This is a genomic window from Variovorax sp. YR634 (genome assembly GCF_900106655.1).
Taxonomy (GTDB): domain Bacteria; phylum Pseudomonadota; class Gammaproteobacteria; order Burkholderiales; family Burkholderiaceae_C; genus Variovorax.
The window spans coordinates 221,318-237,377 of the sequence record NZ_FNOL01000005.1 but is presented as its reverse complement, the minus strand read 5'-3'; the positions used below and the strand labels follow the sequence as shown (position 1 = coordinate 237,377).

Here is a 16,060-nt window from a genome sequence, read left to right as displayed (position 1 = left end):
AGCCCGCGCGGAACAGATTCGGCAACGGCGAAAAGAAAAAGGAAAGCAAAGGACTGCATTCCGGTAGCCGCGGTTCGCGCCGTGCCCATGCATTTCGCACCACGCAGTGCAAATTTCGTCGCATCGCTCTTGCGGCGTGGAGCGCAGACGACGACATTTCAGGAAAGTCAGGTATCCCGGACGGTCCGGGTGTACAACCGCTGCCCCATGCCAAATCAAGAAAACAATGCGTTGGAGGGTCCCCCCAGTTCTCCGCGCGCGGCTTCCGCGCGCCGACGAATGGGGCGGCCTGCCCAGGGTGCCGTGCTCGGTGCCGTCCTGCTGCTGTTGAGCGCCTGTGCGGTCGGCCCCGACTTCAAGACGCCCGACCTGCCGGCCGCCGCCAGCGGCGCCGACTACACGCCCGCGCCTATGCCCGCGCGCACCGCACAGGCCAACGTGCCGGCCGGCCAGGCCCAGGAATTGCTGCCGGGCCGTGACATTCCCGCGCAGTGGTGGGACGTGTTTCACTCGGAGCCGCTCGACCGGCTGATCCGCGCCTCGCTCGCGCAAAGCCCCACGCTGGCTTCTGCGCAGGCCGCATTGCGCCAGGCCGAAGCGACGTACGACGCCAAGTCGGGCAACCTGCTGTGGCCGCAGGTCACGGGACAGCTCGGCGTGCAGCGCGAGCGCGCATCCGAAGTCAGCACGCAGGTGCCGGGCGGCCAGTTGCTCACGCTGTACAACGCCTCGGTCAACGTCAGCTACAACCTCGACGTGTTCGGCGGCTCGCGCCGGCAGATCGAAGGCGAACGGGCCGCGGTGGAAGCGCAGCGCTACCAGGTCGAGGCGGTCTACCTCACGCTGACCTCGAACCTTGTCACCACCGCCATCCGCGAAGCCTCGCTGCGCGCGCAGCTGCAGGCTGTGCGCGAGGTGCTGCAGGCGCAGCGCGAGCAGCTGAACGTGATCGAAAAGCAGTTCGACACCGGCGCGATCGCGAAGTCGATCGTGCTGCAGCAGCGCACGCAGGTCGCACAGACCGAAGCCACGGTGCCGCCCATCGAGAAATCGCTCGCGCAGACGCGCCACCAGCTCGCGGTATTCGCGGGCCGGCTGCCGTCCGAAGCGGGCCTGCCCGAGTTCGACCTGGCAAGCCTCTCGCTGCCGCAGGCGTTGCCGCTTTCACTGCCCTCCGAACTCGCGCGCCAGCGCCCCGACGTGCGTGCCAGCGAGGCGCAGCTGCACCAGGCCAGCGCGGCAGTCGGCGTGGCCACAGCCAACCTCTATCCGCAGATCCAGCTGAGCGCCAGCTACGGCAACAGCGCCTTGCGGGCGCGCGACCTGTTCACCGGCCCGACCACCCTGTGGAGCATCGGCGCCGGGCTCACGCAGCCGATCTTCAACGGCGGCGCCCTGCGCGCGCAGCAGCGCGCGGCAGTCGCGGCCTACGACTCGGCGGCGGCGCAGTACCGCAACACAGTGCTCGGCGCCTTCCAGAACGTGGCCGATGCCTTGCGCGCACTGGAACTCGACGCCAACGCCCTGCAAACCCAGGCCACGGCCGAATCCCTTGCAAGGCAGTCGCTCGACCTGTCGACCGCGCAGTTCCGTGCCGGCGCGGTGAGCTACGTCACGCTGCTGACCGCGCAGCAGGCCTGGCTGCAGACGCACACGGCGCTGGTGCAGGCGCAGGCCGCGCGCTATGCCGACACCGCCGCCCTCTTCCAGGCGCTCGGCGGCGGCTGGTGGAACCGTGGCGCGCTGGCCGATGCGGTGATCGCACCGGGGCAGCAACCTGCGGCACAGCCCGCCGCACAGAACTGACCGAACACCTCCATCAAATAACACGAAGAAAAGCCTACCTATGACCCGGAGAATGATCATCATGATCGGCTGCGTGCTGCTGCTGGTCGCCGCGCTCGCGCTCGGCAAGTTCCTGCAGATCCGCGCGCTGATCGCGGCCGTGCCCAAGCCGGCGCCGCAGACGGTGTCGACGGCCCAGGTGCAGAAGCTGCAGTGGCAGACGCAGTTCACCGCGGTCGGCACGCTGAACCCGGTGCGCGGCGCCGACCTCAGCACCGAAGTGGCGGGCCTGGTGCGCACGGTGCACTTCAAGTCGGGCCAGGACGTGAAGGCCGGCGCGCTGCTGGTCGAGCTCAACGCCGACTCCGACATCGCCCTGCTGCATTCGGCCGAAGCCGCCGCCGCGCAGGCCGCCACCGTGCTCAAGCGCGACCAGGCGCAGCTGGCTGTGCAGGCCGTGAGCCAGGCGCAGATCGACGCCGACACCAACGACCTGAAAGCCAAGCGCGCACAGGTCGAGCAACAGGCGGCCGTGGTGGCGAAGAAGTCGATCCGCGCGCCCTTCTCGGGTCGCCTCGGCATCACCGCGCTGAACCCGGGCCAGTACGTTAACGCGGGCGACAAGCTCGTGACGCTGCAGACGCTGGACCCGATATACGCCGACTTCTCGCTGCCGCAGCAGCAGCTCGCGGGCCTCGCGGTGGGCCAGGTGGTGAACCTGACTGTCGACACCTTCCCGGGCCAGAGCTTCACCGGCAAGATCAACGCGATCAGCCCGAAGGTGGACTCCGCCACGCGCAACGTGCAGGTCGAGGCCACGGTATCGAACCCCAAGCTGCTGCTGCTGCCCGGCATGTTCGCGAACGTGAAGATCGACATCGGCGGCGTGCAGGAGCAGCTGACGCTGCCCTCCACCGCCGTCACCTACAACCCGTACGGCTCCACGGTGTACGTGGTGAAGGAAGCCGAGCCGCCAAAGGCTGGTTCTGCTGGTGCTGCCGGTGCTGCAGGTACGCCAGCCCCCGCGGCCAACCCGTCGGGCAAGCCGCAGCTCATCGCCGAGCAGGTCTTCATCGAGACCGGCCCGACGCGCGGCGACCAGATCTCCATCGTCAAGGGGCTGAAAGCCGGCCAGGTGGTGGTGAGCAGCGGGCAGAACAAGCTGAAGAACGGCTCGCCCGTGACGGTGGACAACAGCGTGCAGCCCACCAACGACGCGGCGCCGACGCCGCAGGAAAAGTGAGGCAGCCCGCATGAACTTCACCGACATCTTCATCCGCCGGCCCGTGCTGGCGATGGTGGTGAGCCTGCTGATCGTGGTGCTGGGGCTGCGCGCACTGGCCGGCCTGCCGGTCAACCAGTATCCGAAGACCGAGAACGGCGTGGTCACCATCAGCACCGCCTACTACGGCGCCGATGCGGCCACGGTCGCGGGCTTCATCACTCAGCCGCTCGAAGCCGCCGTGTCGCAGGCGCAGGGCATCGACTACCTGTCGTCGTCGAGCAGCCTGGGCGTGTCGACCATCACCGCCACGCTGCGGCTGAACTACGACTCGAACCGCGCGCTGACCGAGATCAACACACAGGTGAACTCCGTGCGCAACCAGCTGCCGCCGCAGGCGCAGCAGCCGGTGCTCACGGTGGCCACGGGCCAGACCACCGATGCCATGTACATCGGCTTCTACAGCGACACGCTGCCCAACAACAACGTGACCGACTTCCTGGTGCGCGTGGTGCAGCCCAAGCTCAACGCCATTGCGGGCGTGCAGACTGCCGAAATCCTCGGTGCGCGCACCTTCGCGCTGCGGGCCTGGCTCGACGCGCAGAAGATGGCCGCCTACGGCGTGACCGCCACCGACGTGAGCACCGCGCTCGCCGCCAACAACTACCTGGCGGCCGTGGGCACCAGCAAGGGCCAGATGGTGAGCGTGCCGCTCACGGCCGGCACTTCGCTGCACAGCGTGGACGAGTTCAAGCAGCTCTCTGTGAAGAGCAGCAACGGTGCCATCGTGCGGCTGCAGGACGTGGCCAATGTCACGCTCGGCTCTGAGAACTACGACTTCAACGTGGCCTTCAACGGCGTGCGCTCGGTGTTCATCGGCATCAAGGTCGCGCCCGAGGCCAACATCCTCGAAGTGGCCAAGCAGGTTCGCACCGTGTTCCCCGACCTGCAGGCCCAGTTGCCCACGGGCCTGACCGGAAAGATCGTCTACGACTCGACTGACTTCATCAACACCTCCATCAGCGAAGTGATCAAGACGCTGGTCGAGGCGCTGATCATCGTGACGGTGGTGATCTATCTCTTCCTGGGCAGCTTCCGCGCGGTGGTGGTGCCGGTGATTGCCATGCCGCTGTCGCTGATCGGCACTTTCTTCGTGATGCTGGTGCTTGGCTACTCCATCAACCTGCTCACGCTGCTGGCGCTGGTGCTGGCGATCGGGCTGGTGGTGGACGACGCGATCATCGTGGTGGAGAACGTCGACCGGCACATGCGGGAGGGCAAGTCGCCGATGCAGGCTTCGCTGCTCGCGGCACGTGAACTGGGCGGGCCCATTCTTGCCATGACGGTGGTGCTGGTTGCGGTGTACGTGCCCATCGGTTTCCAGGGCGGGCTGACCGGATCGCTGTTCACCGAATTCGCGTTCACGCTCGCGGGCTCGGTGGTGGTGTCGGGCGTGGTTGCGCTCACGCTGTCGCCGATGATGTGCTCGCGCTTCTTCAAGCCCGAGCAGGACACCGGCAAGTTCGCGACTTTCATCGAGCACACCTTCGAACGCGTGCACCGCCGCTACCAGCTGATATTGCGCGGCGTACTGAAGACCTGGCCGGTGATGATCGTGATGGGCGCCATCCTCGTGGCGCTGCTGTTCGTGATGTTCAAGATGTCGAAGTCGGAGCTTGCGCCCGAGGAAGACCAGGGCATCGTGCTGTCGCAGGTGGTGGGCGCCCCCACGGCCACCATCAACCAGATGCAGACCTATGCGGACCAGATCTTCAAGGTTGCGCACGACACGCCCGAATACGCGCAGCTGTTCCAGCTGACCGGCGTGCCGAGCACCAACGCGGGCATTGCCGGCGTGCTGCTCAAGCCTTGGGACCAGCGCACGCGCAGCGCGCACGAGATCCAGGCCGATCTACAGAACCGCTGGAACGGCATTGCGGGCGCGAAGGTCGTGGCCTTCCAGTTCCCGGCGCTGCCGGGTGCCTCGGGCCTGCCGGTGCAGTTCGTCATCAAGACAACCGAGCCCTTCGAGAACCTGAACACGCTCGCGCAGCAGATCATGGACAAGGCGCGCGCGGACGGAAAGTTCTACTACATCGATGCCGACCTGAAGATCGACCTGCCGCAGGCCACCGTGGTGGTCGACCGCGACAAGATCGCCACGCTGGGCATCACGCAGCAGGACGTGGGCAACGCGATGGGCGCGGCGCTGGGCGGCGGGTATGTCAACTACTTCTCGATCTCGGGCCGCTCGTACAAGGTGATCCCGCAGGTGCAGCAGGTCGACCGGCTCAACCCGTCTGACGTGCTCAACTTCTACATCAAGACCCCGAACGGCGTGGTGCCGGCAAGCACGGTCGCTAGCCTGAAGTACACCGTGCAGCCCGAGACGGTGAACCACTTCCAGCAGCTCAACTCCGTGACCATCCAGGGCGTGCCCAGCGGCACGCAGGGCGAAACGCTGGAGTACCTGCGCGGCGTGGTGCAGCAGCTGGCGCCCAGCGGCTACACCGTCGACTACTCGGGCCAGTCGCGCCAGTTCGTGCAGGAGTCGGGCAACTTCGCCATCACCTTCCTGTTCGCGCTGATCATCGTGTTCCTGGCGCTGGCGGCGCAGTTCGAGAGCTTCCGCGACCCGGTGGTGATCCTGGTGTCGGTGCCGCTGGCCCTCTTCGGCGCAATGATCTTCATCTTCTGGGGCTTTGCCTCGATGAACATCTACACGCAGGTGGGGCTGGTCACGCTGATGGGGCTGATCAGCAAGCACGGCATCCTGATCGTCGAAGTGGCAAACCGGCTGCAGAAGCAGGGGCTGAGCAAGCTCGACGCCATCGTCGAAGCGGCCGGCACACGGCTGCGCCCGATTCTGATGACCACCGCGGCGATGGTATTCGGCGTGCTGCCGCTGGTCATTGCCTCGGGCGCCGGCGCGGCCGGGCGCAAGGCGATGGGCATCGTGATCTTCAGCGGGCTGTCGATCGGCACGCTGTTCACCTTGTTTGTCGTGCCTGCGATGTACCTGTTCATCGCGGCGCGGCATCAGAAGGAAGAAAGCGCGGAGAACCCGCCGGAACAACCGGCGTTGCCGGGGGCGGTGGCGCCGGAGGCCTGAGCCTTCGGGCCAGGTCGCACTGGTCGAGCCCGCTGCCGTGAAAGCAGCGGGCTTTTTCGTTTCAGAATTGCAGCAATGACTCTTGAAGGACTGAAGACGTGCCCCTCTTCCATCTCCCTGCACTGCGCGGCGGCCTGCTGGCCCTCGCGGCCGCGGCACTCTTCGGCATCAGCACGCCGTTGGTCCAGCGTGCGGGTGCGGAACTCGGCGCCTTCACCACTGCTGCCCTGCTCTACGCCGGCGCCGCGTTCATGGGCGCCTGGCTGCGCCAGCCGGTAGAACGCGAAGCGGCGCTGCGCCGCGCCGACCTGAAGCGGCTGTCGTGGATGGCGCTGTTCGGCGCCGTCATCGGCCCCGTGGCGCTCGCCTGGGGCCTGCAGCACACCAGCGGCACCAGCGCCTCGCTCATGCTCGCGCTCGAAGCGCTGTTCACCGCAGTGCTGGCGCGCACGCTCTACCGCGAGGTGATGGACCGCCGGGTGTGGAGCGCGATGCTATTGCTGCTCGCGGGCGGCATGGTGCTGGTGATCGACCGGGGCCTGAGCGGCGGCGTGCAGCTGCTGGGCCTGCTCGCGGTGCTGGCTGCCACGGCTGCCTGGGGCATCGACAACACCCTGTCGCGCGCGCTGGCCGAGCGCGATCCCGGCCAGGTGGTGCTCGGCAAGTCGCTGCTGGGCGCGGGCGCGACCGCCCTGCTCGCAATTGCGACCGGCGAACCGCTGCCCGGCTGGACCGCGGCCCTGGCACTGCTCGCCATCGGTGCCAGCGGCTACGGGCTCAGCCTGCGGCTCTACCTGCTGGCGCAACGTGCCTTCGGCGCGGCGCGCACGGGCTCGGTGTTCGCCTTCGCACCGTTCATCGGCGCAGTGGTCGCCATCGCGCTGGGGGACCGTGCCTTGAGCTGGGGCATGGCGACCGGCGGCTTGCTGATGCTTGCCGGCGTTGCCTTGCACCTGGCCGAATCCCACGGCCATGCACACGACCACGAGCCGCTCGACCACGAACACGCGCACCGGCACGACGACGGGCATCACGACCATACGCACGACCCGATGCCGGTGGGCGAGCACAGCCACCCGCACCACCACACGCCGCTGCACCACACGCATGCGCACGTGCCGGACGCGCACCACGCGCATCCGCACTGAAGAAGACCCCTCGGGCTCGATGAAGCGCAAGACCAGCCGGCCGCGCGCAGCTCCTCAGCGCAGCCCGGGCACCAGGGTCGCCAGCAGCCCGACGGCCGCGCAGGCACCGAGCAGCGGCATCACGCCGACCTTGAAGCGAAAGAGCGCCACGGCCGCCGCCACCGCGATGACCGCGGACAGCGCGTCGAAGCGCCCACCGAAACCCTGCGGCCACAGCACGTGGTACGCGAAGAACAGCGCGAGATTCAGGATCACGCCGACCACCGCGGCCGTGACCGCCGACAGCGGCGCGGTGAACCCGAGCTTGCCGTGCGTGGCCTCGATCAGCGGCCCACCCGCGAGGATGAAAACGAACGACGGCAGGAAGGTGAAGAAAGTCACCACCGTGGCCGCCAACGCCCCGCCGACGAACAAGGCGCCCGGCCCCGCGATCTGCTGCAGCCAGCCGCCCACGAAGCCGACGAAGGCCACCACCATGATCAGCGGCCCGGGCGTGGTCTCGCCGAGCGCCAGGCCGTCGATCATCTGCGTGCCGTTGAGCCAGTGGTAATGCTCGACCGCCCCCTGGTACACATAAGGCAGAACGGCGTAGGCGCCGCCGAAGGTCAGCAGCGCAGCCTTGGTGAAGAACCAGCCCATCTGCGCCAGCGCGCTCTGCCAGCCCTGCGTGGCCACGAGCACGCCCATCGCCAGGGCCCACAGGCCGAGTCCCACTGCCAATACATTGGCAAGGCGGCCACGCGTGAAGCGGGCATGCGCGGGGGGCGGCGTGTCGTCATCGATCAGCGCCGGTCCGTAGCCCTGATTGGCGCCGCCATGGCCACCGCCCAGCGCGAACACGCCCGGCGCCCGGCGCGCCCCGAAATGGCCGATCAGCGCAGCCCCGATCACGATCGCCGGGAACGGCGTGTCGAAGGCGAAGATGGCCACGAAGGCCGCGCCCGCAATGCCCCACATCCACCGATTCTTCAGCGCACGCGTGCCGATGCGATGGGCCGCGTGCAGCACCAGCGCAGTGACGGCCGGCTTGATGCCGTAGAAGATGCCGGCCACCGCGGGCACATTGCCGTAGGCCATGTAGATCCAGGACAGCGCGATCAGGATGAACAGCGACGGCAGCACGAACAGCGCGCCGGCGACGATGCCGCCCCAGGTGCGGTGCATCAGCCAGCCGATGTAGGTGGCCAGCTGCTGGGCCTCCGGCCCGGGCAGCAGCATGCAGTAGTTGAGCGCGTGCAGAAAGCGCTTCTCGCTGATCCAGCGCCGCCGCTCGACCAGCTCGGTGTGCATGATCGCGATCTGCCCGGCAGGACCGCCGAAGCTGATGAAGCCGAGCTTGAGCCAGAAGCGGAATGCTTCGGCGAAGGAGACGGGCTGGATTGGCGCGGAATGCGCGGGAGAGGAGTCAGGCAGTACGGTGTCCACGGATAGCTCCGTTATGAGTCGCCAGCGCTTGGACGGGACACCGTCTTACTTTGCAGACCGGGAGGCTGTTTCCCCGGGACCGAAATCGTAGCAGACCTATCGGCGTGATGGTGGGGCGCGTATTGGGCGCGGTGCTCGGCAAGCGAGCGGAGATCATCGGCAGCCTCGTGCTGATCGGGATCGGCGTGTTGATCCTCTATGAGCACCTGAACGTCTGGCTTGATCGCGCAGAAAAAATCCCCGCGTGCACAAGGCAGGCGGGGATTCTTGAAAGTTTGGTAGGACGTACTGGATTCGAACCAGTGACCAACGGATTAAAAGTCCGCTGCTCTACCAACTGAGCTAACGTCCCAAACCATTTTTATTCTTGCTCTTGCCGACGTTGAATCCGGCAAAGCCAAAGATTATAGCGCGACGTTTGACGCGATTTTGTCGAGCACCCAACCTGCAGCACATTGACCGAAGGTTGCTGTCACGCTCACCACCGAGCCGTAGCCGTGACAGTTGAGCGAACCGTCGCCTTCGATTGCGCACGACGCATCCGGCGGCGCCACGCTTTCGCGGCTGAAGACGCAGGCAACGCCGATCTTGCGGCCTTCGCGCGGGGCGCCATGCTCCTTGCGCAGGCGCTGACGCAACTGCGCAAGCAGCGGGTCGTGCGTGACGAGCGATAGATCGTCGATGTCGACCTTGTGCGCCTGCCGCTTGCCGCCCGCCGCGCCCACCGTGATGAACGCCGTGCGCGACGATGCACGCGCCCATGCCGCCATGGCCACCTTGGCCTTCACCTGGTCGCAGGCATCGATGACGGCCGTTGCCGGCCCGTTCGCAGCCTGTGCCGTGTCGAGCAGCGAGAGCCAGTTGCCGGGCTCGACGAACTCGTCGATCGCCTGCACCTTGCACTCGGGGTTGATCTGCGCGATGCGGTCGCGCATGGCTTCGACCTTGGCCTGTCCCACGGTCGCGTCGAGCGCGTGGATCTGGCGGTTGATGTTCGACTCCGACACGTGGTCGAGGTCAATCATGGTCAGCCGCCCCACCCCGCTGCGCGCCAGCGCCTCGACCGCCCACGAGCCCACGCCGCCGATGCCAACGACCAGCACGTGCGCGTTGCGGATGTGCGCGGCACCAGCCACGCCATACAGCCGCTCGAGCCCGCCGAAGCGGCGCGCAAAGTCAGGCGCCGCGGTGTCGGTGACGACATCCGCGGCGGTAGGAGGAGTGGTGAACGCGGCAGCGATGATGGCGCTCAAGCGGAAAGCTCCGCCGGCATCAACGCAGGCGCGAGAGGCGCTCGCGGCCGGCCTGTGCGGCTTCCGACTGCGGATAGGCCTTGGTCAGGTCTTCCAGCGTGCGGCGCGCGGCGCGCGTGTCCTTCAGCTCGATCTGGCAGTTCGCGATCGACAGCACGGCCTCGGGGGCCTTGGCATGGTCGGGCGCGAGCGAGAGCATGGAGCGGAAGTTCGCGATGGCCTCGTTGTAGTTACGCGTGGCGTACTGCGCATTGCCGAGCCAGAACAGCGCCGAGGCGTTGTAGCCGCTTTGCGGATAGCGCTTGACGAACTCGGCAAACGCGGTCTGCGCCTGCGCGAACTGGCCCGAGCGGAACACGCCGAGGGCGGCGTCGAAGTCGGCCTTTTCCTTGGGATCGGCGGTGAACTCGCGGCCGTCCACCGACACCTTCGAAGGCTCGCTCTGCTTGAGCTTGTCGTCGATGGTGGTCTGGCGCGACTGCATCTCGCTCACCGTGCGGGTGAGCTGCTCGTTCTGGCCGGTCATGCGCGCCAGGTCGCCACGCATCTGCTCGATCTGGTTCTGCAGGTCGAGCAGGCTGCGGCGCAGCTGGCCGTTCTCGTCGGTCAGCCGCTGGTCGGTCTGCTGGCGCATGGCCTCGACGCGCTGGCGCAAGTCGAGGATGGCGCGGCGAGCCTCGTCATCCTCGAACAGTGCAGCCTGCGACCCCATCGAGACGCAGAGCAAGGCGGCAGCCAGCGCCGCGCCTCGCAGCATGGCGCGTGGCATCACCGGGTGTAGCGGATTTCGGCGCGGCGGTTCTGCGCCCACACTTCTTCACCCGAACCCGTGACGGCAGGCTTTTCCTTGCCGAAGCTCACGGCTTCGATCTGGCTGTCGCTCACGCCCAGCAGGGTCAGCGCGCGGCGCACGGCTTCGGAACGCTTCTGGCCGAGTGCAAGGTTGTACTCGCGGCCGCCACGTTCGTCGGTGTGGCCTTCGATCGAGACGCGGCGTTGCGGGTTGGCCTTGAGGAACCTGGCGTGGCCGTCGATCAGCGACTGGAACTCGGGCTTGACCGTGTAGCTGTCGTAGTCGAAATACACGATGCGCTCGACGCCAATCGGACCTTGCGCGGTGCCCGCGGTCGGATCAATGGTGACAGGTGCCACGGTGCTGGCGCCTTGCTGGCCACCGGCCGTGCCGGAACGGTCGGTCACCGGCGTTTCGTTGAGCTTGGTGCCCGACGAGCAACCGGCGATGAGAGCCACGATGGCCAGCGAATAAATCGTACGTTTCAACATATTTTCAAACTCCTCAAATAAACCTTGGTCATTGCTTTTGAAACGGACCCCAGTCCGGTTCCCTGATGTCTCCCGCCTGTCCCGCCAGTCGTGCCTTTATTTTTCCATCGAGCGTGGTCGTCATCAGGGCTTCGCGGCCCTGCAATTGCGTTGCATAGACGATCAGCTTGCTGTTCGGGGCAAAACTTGGACTTTCGTCCGCGGAGGTGTCGGTGATTGCGCTGACGTTGCCGGTTGCCAACTCCATCACATGGAGTTTGAAGGCACCGCCCACTCGAGAGATGTAGGCCAACCACCGGCCATCGCCGCTGACAGACGGAGAAATGTTGTAGGTGCCGCTGAAGGTCACCCGCGTCGGGTTGCCGCCACCGGCGCTCATCTTGTAGATCTGGGGCGCACCGCCGCGGTCGCTTACGAAATAGATGGTGCCGCCGTCGGCCGAGTACACCGGCTCGGTGTCGATGCTGGAGCTTTGCGTCAGGCGGCGCGGTTCGCCACCGCTGGCCGGAATGGAGAACAGCTGCGAGCCGCCATCGCGGCTGAGCGTGACGGCAAGCGAATTGCCGTCTGGCGCCCAGGCCGGCGCGCTGTTGGAACCCTTGAAGTTCGCAAGCAGCCGGCGCTGGCCGGTGGCCACGTTGTGCACGTACACGACAGGCTTGCGCGACTCGAAGGACACATACGCCAGCTGTTGCCCGTTCGACGACCAGCAGGGCGAGATGATGGGTTCGGGGCTGGCGAGCGCGGCCTGGGCGTTCTCGCCGTCGGCGTCGGCCACCCACAGCGAGTAGCGGCTGCCGCCCTTGGTGACGTAGGCGATGCGGGTCGAGAAAATGCCTTTTTCGCCGGTCAGCTTCTCGTACACGTAGTCGGCAATGCGGTGCGAGGCAAGGCGCAGGTCGCCTTGAGGCACTGTGTAGCTCAGGCCACCCAGGTCCTGCCCCTTCACCACGTCCCACAGGCGGAAGCGCACGTCGAAGCGGCCGTCGGCCAGCCGGTTGACGCTGCCCACCACGAGCGAATCGGCCGTGCGCTGGCGCCACAGCGACAGGTCGGGACGCGAGGCCTCATCCAGCGCCTGGCCCGAAGCGTCGACGCCGCGGAACTGGCCACTGCGTTCCAGGTCGGCCTGGACGATGTCCGAGATCTTCTGGGGCGAGCCTTCCTGGCCCTTGAAAGGAACGAGCGCAATCGGCAGCTGCGTGAGCCCGACGCCCGACACCTCGACCCGGAACTGGGCCAGTGCAGGAAGCATGGGAGTGGCAGCGAGAGCCGCGATGAGCGTGCGGCGTGCAAATAACGATGAAGAAGGAGTTGGAATTAGAGTTGGCAACGGCTTGTTCATGCGGTTCGGAGAGGTTTCCGGGTAAAAAGTTCTCCCCGGCTGTAACGGGCCACATGTTACACACTGGCTTGAAGCCGCCGTCACAAAACGTTTATCCGGCGGCGCGGTCCTACAGAAGCACCTGCGGAAGGCCCTGAATAAGGGCCCCCGTAGAATCCGCCGCCATGCAAGCACCCCCCGGCGGCGAGAACGTACGCCCTCCCCTGATGCGCCGTATGGCGCGACTCATGACCTGGTTTGGCGGCTCCCGCCAATGGTGGGCCCTCGGACTGAGCGGAGCGATGCTGGCAGCAATCACCGAACCGCTGATGGCCGCCCTGCTGAAGCCCCTGCTCGACCGGGGCTTCACGCGCGGCGAGATGCCCTTGTGGTTCGTGCCCGCCGCCGTGCTGCTGCTGTTTGCAGTGCGCGGCATCGCCCAGTTCATTTCCCAGTACGCGCTGTCGCGCATCGCCAACGAAGGCATGCAGAAGCTGCGGCGGGTGTTGTTCGAGCGGCTGCTCGGCGCCGAACTCGCGCTGTTCGCCCGGCAGTCGGCCAGCACCCTTTCGAACACGGTGGTCTACGAAGTGCAGACCGGCGCGATGCTGCTGGTACAGGCGATCCTCGGACTCTCGCGCGACGGCTTCACGCTGATCGCGCTGCTGGGCTATCTGGTCTACCTGAACTGGAAGCTCACCCTCATCGTCGCCTTCCTGGTGCCCAGCATCTCCTGGATCATGAAGGTGTTCTCCAAGCGCCTGTACCGCCTCACGCAGCAAGGCCAGCAGGCCACCGACGAGCTGGCCTACGTGGTCGAGGAAAACGTGCTCGCCCACCGCGTGGTGCGCCTGCACGGCGCGGAAGGCGCGCAGGGCCGCCGCTTCGAGCAACTGAGCCAGCGCCTGAACCGGCTGGCCGTGAAGTCGACCATCGCCCAGGCCGCCACCACGCCGCTCACGCAGATGATGGCGTCGCTCGCGCTGTCGATCGTGGTGATGATCGCGCTGTGGCAAAGCGGCAAGCAGGGCTTCACGGTAGGCGGCTTCGTCGCCTACATCACGGCCATGTTGATGTTGATCGCGCCGATCCGGCGCCTCGCCGAAGTGGCCGGCCCCATCACCCGAGGCCTCGCCGCACTGGAGCGCGGACTGATACTGATCGACGACGTGGCCCCTGAGTCGCAAGGCACGTTCCAGGTCGAACACGCCGAAGGACGCATCGAACTGCGCAACGTGCAAGTCAGCTACCGCGGCGAAGACGAACAGCGCGCGCTCGACGGCGTGAGCCTGACCATCGAACCCGGCCAGGTGGTGGCCTTCGTCGGCCCTTCGGGTTCGGGCAAGACCACGCTGGTCAACCTGCTGCCGCGCTTCGTGCAGCCCAGCGGCGGGCAGGTGCTGCTCGACGGACACGACACCAGCGAATGGCAATTGAAAAGCCTGCGCGCCCAGTTCGCCATGGTGAGCCAGGACGTGGTGATGCTCAATGAGACGCTGGCGGCCAACGTGGCGCTGGGCGCCGAAATCGACCGCGAGCGCGTGCTGCAATGCATCGAGGCAGCCAATCTGAGCGCGCACGTCGAAAGCCTGCCCCAGGGCCTCGACACGGTGCTCGGCCACAACGCCACGCAGCTTTCGGGCGGCCAGCGCCAGCGCCTCGCCATTGCCCGCGCGCTCTACAAGAATGCGCCCGTGCTGCTGCTCGACGAGGCTACCTCGGCGCTCGACACCGAATCCGAACGGCTGGTGCAGGACGCCCTGCAGCGGCTGATGCAGAACCGCACCACGCTGATCGTCGCCCACCGCCTGTCGACCATCCAGCATGCCGACCGGATCATCGTGATGGAGCAAGGCCGTATCGCCGAGCAAGGCAGCCACGAGCAACTCATGGCGCTGGACGGCCTCTACGCGCGGCTGCAGACACTGGCGGTGCGCAGCGCGCCGCCGGGGCAAGACCCGACGCTTTAGGCCTTAAAGCAGCACGATGTCGTACTGTCCCTGCCCGATCGCGGGCTCGGACTGCAGCGAAATCGGCTTGCCGATGAAGTCGCTCAGCCCCGCCAGGTGCTGGCTCTCCTCGTCGAGGAACAGCTCGATCACCTGCGGCGACGACACGATGCGGAACTCGCGCGGCGTGAACTGCCGCGCCTCGCGCAATATCTCTCGCATCACGTCGTAGGCCACGCTGCGCGCGGTCTTCACGATGCCCTGGCCGCCGCAGGCCGCACAAGGCTCGCACAGCATGTGCGCCAGCGATTCGCGGGTGCGCTTGCGCGTCATCTCAACCAGCCCGAGCTGCGAGAAACCGCCGGCCGTGGTCTTCACGCGGTCGCGCGCCAGTTGCTTGCGGAACTCCGCCAGCACCTGCTCGCGGTGGTCGTCGCGGCCCATGTCGATGAAGTCGACGATGATGATCCCGCCCAGGTTGCGCAGCCGCAGCTGTCGCGCAATGGCCTGTGCCGCTTCGAGGTTGGTCTTGAAGATGGTGTCGTCGAAGTTGCGTGCACCGACGAAGCCGCCGGTGTTCACGTCCACCGTGGTTAACGCCTCGGTCTGGTCGACCACCAGATACCCACCCGACTTGAGTTCGACGCGCCGGCCCAGCGCCTTGGCGATTTCCTCGTCGACCGAATACAAATCGAAGATCGGCCGCTCGCCCTTGTAGTGCTGCAGCTTGCCTGCCGCCTTGGGCATGAATTCGAGCCCGAACTTCAGCAGCACCTCGAACTGCTCTCGCGAGTCGATGCGGATGGTCTGCGTGTCTTCGCTGGTCATGTCGCGCAGCACGCGCTGCAGCAGGCTCAGGTCCTGGTGCAGCAGCGACATCGGCGGCATGCGCATCGAGGCGTCACGGATGCGCGACCAGGTCTTGCGCAGGTAGGCAATGTCTTCGGCAAGCTCGGGGTCGGTGGAATCTTCGCCGTTGGTGCGCAGGATGAAGCCGCCGGTGTTGGCCGGCACCACGCCGCCACTGTCGGCCGCAGCGGCCGCTTCGATCAGCGCCAGCATGCGGTTGCGCAGCGACTCGCGCTGGTCCGACGGGATCTTCTGCGACACGCCTATGTGGTTGTCCTGCGGCAAGAACACCAGCAGCCGCCCGGCAATGCTGATTTGCGTGGACAGGCGCGCGCCCTTGGTGCCGATGGGGTCCTTGATGACCTGCACCAGCAGCGACTGGCCCTCGAACACCTGCTTCTCGATGGGCACCATCGGCCCGCCGTTGCGGTGGTCGCGCTCGGGCGCCGGCGCACTGGGCCGCGAGCCCGGAGTGAACGGCGCCACGATGTCGGCCACGTGCAGGAAAGCCGTGCGCTCCAGGCCGATGTCGATGAAGGCCGACTGCATGCCCGGCAGCACGCGCGACACCTTGCCGAGGTAGATGTTGCCGACCAAGCCTCGCTCCAGCGTTCGCTCGACGTGCAGCTCTTGCACCGCGCCGTGCTCGACCAGCGCCACACGGGTCTCCTGCGGAGACCAGTTGATCAGGATGTCTTGCATGGAATTC

Annotated in this window: 11 protein-coding genes, 1 tRNA gene and 1 pseudogene; 6 read left to right on the top strand and 7 right to left on the bottom strand. The window is 66.7% G+C overall.

The features are described from left to right. Window positions 1-303: 303 nt before the first annotated feature. From BLV60_RS12120 to BLV60_RS12105, 4 genes are all read left to right on the top strand, one after another. Window positions 304-1,806 (top strand): efflux transporter outer membrane subunit, encoded by a 1,503-nt coding sequence (locus BLV60_RS12120; RefSeq protein ID WP_093054942.1) that lies wholly within the window; start codon window positions 304-306, stop codon window positions 1,804-1,806. A gap of 52 nt (window positions 1,807-1,858) precedes the next feature. Continuing rightward, window positions 1,859-3,028: an efflux RND transporter periplasmic adaptor subunit gene (locus tag BLV60_RS12115; protein ID WP_176928780.1), complete on the top strand. Its 1,170-nt coding sequence runs from the start codon at window positions 1,859-1,861 to the stop codon at window positions 3,026-3,028. 10 nt (window positions 3,029-3,038) lie between these two features. Further along, entirely contained in the window at window positions 3,039-6,119 is a 3,081-nt protein-coding gene (locus BLV60_RS12110) for an efflux RND transporter permease subunit (protein ID WP_093054681.1), read from the top strand. Window positions 6,120-6,217: 98 nt separating this feature from the next. Then, the gene (locus tag BLV60_RS12105) at window positions 6,218-7,267 is read left to right on the top strand and encodes a DMT family transporter (protein ID WP_256328997.1); all 1,050 of its coding nucleotides are present in this window, start codon (window positions 6,218-6,220) and stop codon (window positions 7,265-7,267) included. Between the two features lie 54 nt (window positions 7,268-7,321). Here BLV60_RS12105 and chrA read toward each other — a convergent pair whose 3' ends face one another. Further along, on the bottom strand, window positions 7,322-8,692 hold the full coding sequence (gene chrA, locus BLV60_RS12100) for a chromate efflux transporter (protein ID WP_093054679.1): 1,371 nt from the start codon (window positions 8,690-8,692) through the stop codon (window positions 7,322-7,324). A gap of 98 nt (window positions 8,693-8,790) precedes the next feature. On the opposite strand from chrA, the pseudogene BLV60_RS12095 reads away from it, so the two are divergent. Continuing rightward, window positions 8,791-8,904, top strand: a pseudogene (locus tag BLV60_RS12095) (manganese efflux pump); the annotation flags it as partial. Between the two features lie 64 nt (window positions 8,905-8,968). Here the strand turns inward: BLV60_RS12095 and BLV60_RS12090 are convergent. The 5 genes from BLV60_RS12090 to tolB form a co-directional block, all read right to left on the bottom strand. Continuing rightward, a tRNA-Lys gene (locus BLV60_RS12090) sits at window positions 8,969-9,044 on the bottom strand. A 52-nt stretch (window positions 9,045-9,096) separates the two neighbouring features. Beyond that, a complete protein-coding gene (locus tag BLV60_RS12085) occupies window positions 9,097-9,945 on the bottom strand; it encodes a tRNA threonylcarbamoyladenosine dehydratase (protein WP_093054677.1) in 849 nt (282 codons plus the stop codon). Between the two features lie 19 nt (window positions 9,946-9,964). After that, window positions 9,965-10,714 carry a tol-pal system protein YbgF gene (ybgF, locus tag BLV60_RS12080; RefSeq protein WP_093054675.1) on the bottom strand — a complete coding sequence of 250 codons (750 nt, stop codon included), beginning with the start codon at window positions 10,712-10,714 and terminating at the stop codon, window positions 9,965-9,967. Further along, window positions 10,714-11,229 carry a peptidoglycan-associated lipoprotein Pal gene (pal, locus tag BLV60_RS12075; RefSeq protein WP_093054673.1) on the bottom strand — a complete coding sequence of 172 codons (516 nt, stop codon included), beginning with the start codon at window positions 11,227-11,229 and terminating at the stop codon, window positions 10,714-10,716. The genes ybgF and pal overlap by 1 nt, the downstream gene beginning before the upstream one ends. Before the next feature lie 28 nt (window positions 11,230-11,257). Further along, window positions 11,258-12,484: a Tol-Pal system beta propeller repeat protein TolB gene (gene tolB, locus BLV60_RS12070; RefSeq protein WP_218132221.1), complete on the bottom strand. Its 1,227-nt coding sequence runs from the start codon at window positions 12,482-12,484 to the stop codon at window positions 11,258-11,260. A gap of 254 nt (window positions 12,485-12,738) precedes the next feature. Between tolB and msbA the strand changes: the two genes are divergently transcribed. Beyond that, entirely contained in the window at window positions 12,739-14,523 is a 1,785-nt protein-coding gene (gene msbA / locus BLV60_RS12065) for a lipid A export permease/ATP-binding protein MsbA (protein WP_093054669.1), read from the top strand. 3 nt (window positions 14,524-14,526) lie between these two features. Here msbA and rng read toward each other — a convergent pair whose 3' ends face one another. Further along, complete coding sequence (gene rng, locus BLV60_RS12060; RefSeq protein WP_093054667.1) at window positions 14,527-16,053, bottom strand: ribonuclease G; 1,527 nt, start codon at window positions 16,051-16,053, stop codon at window positions 14,527-14,529. Window positions 16,054-16,060 lie beyond the last annotated feature (7 nt).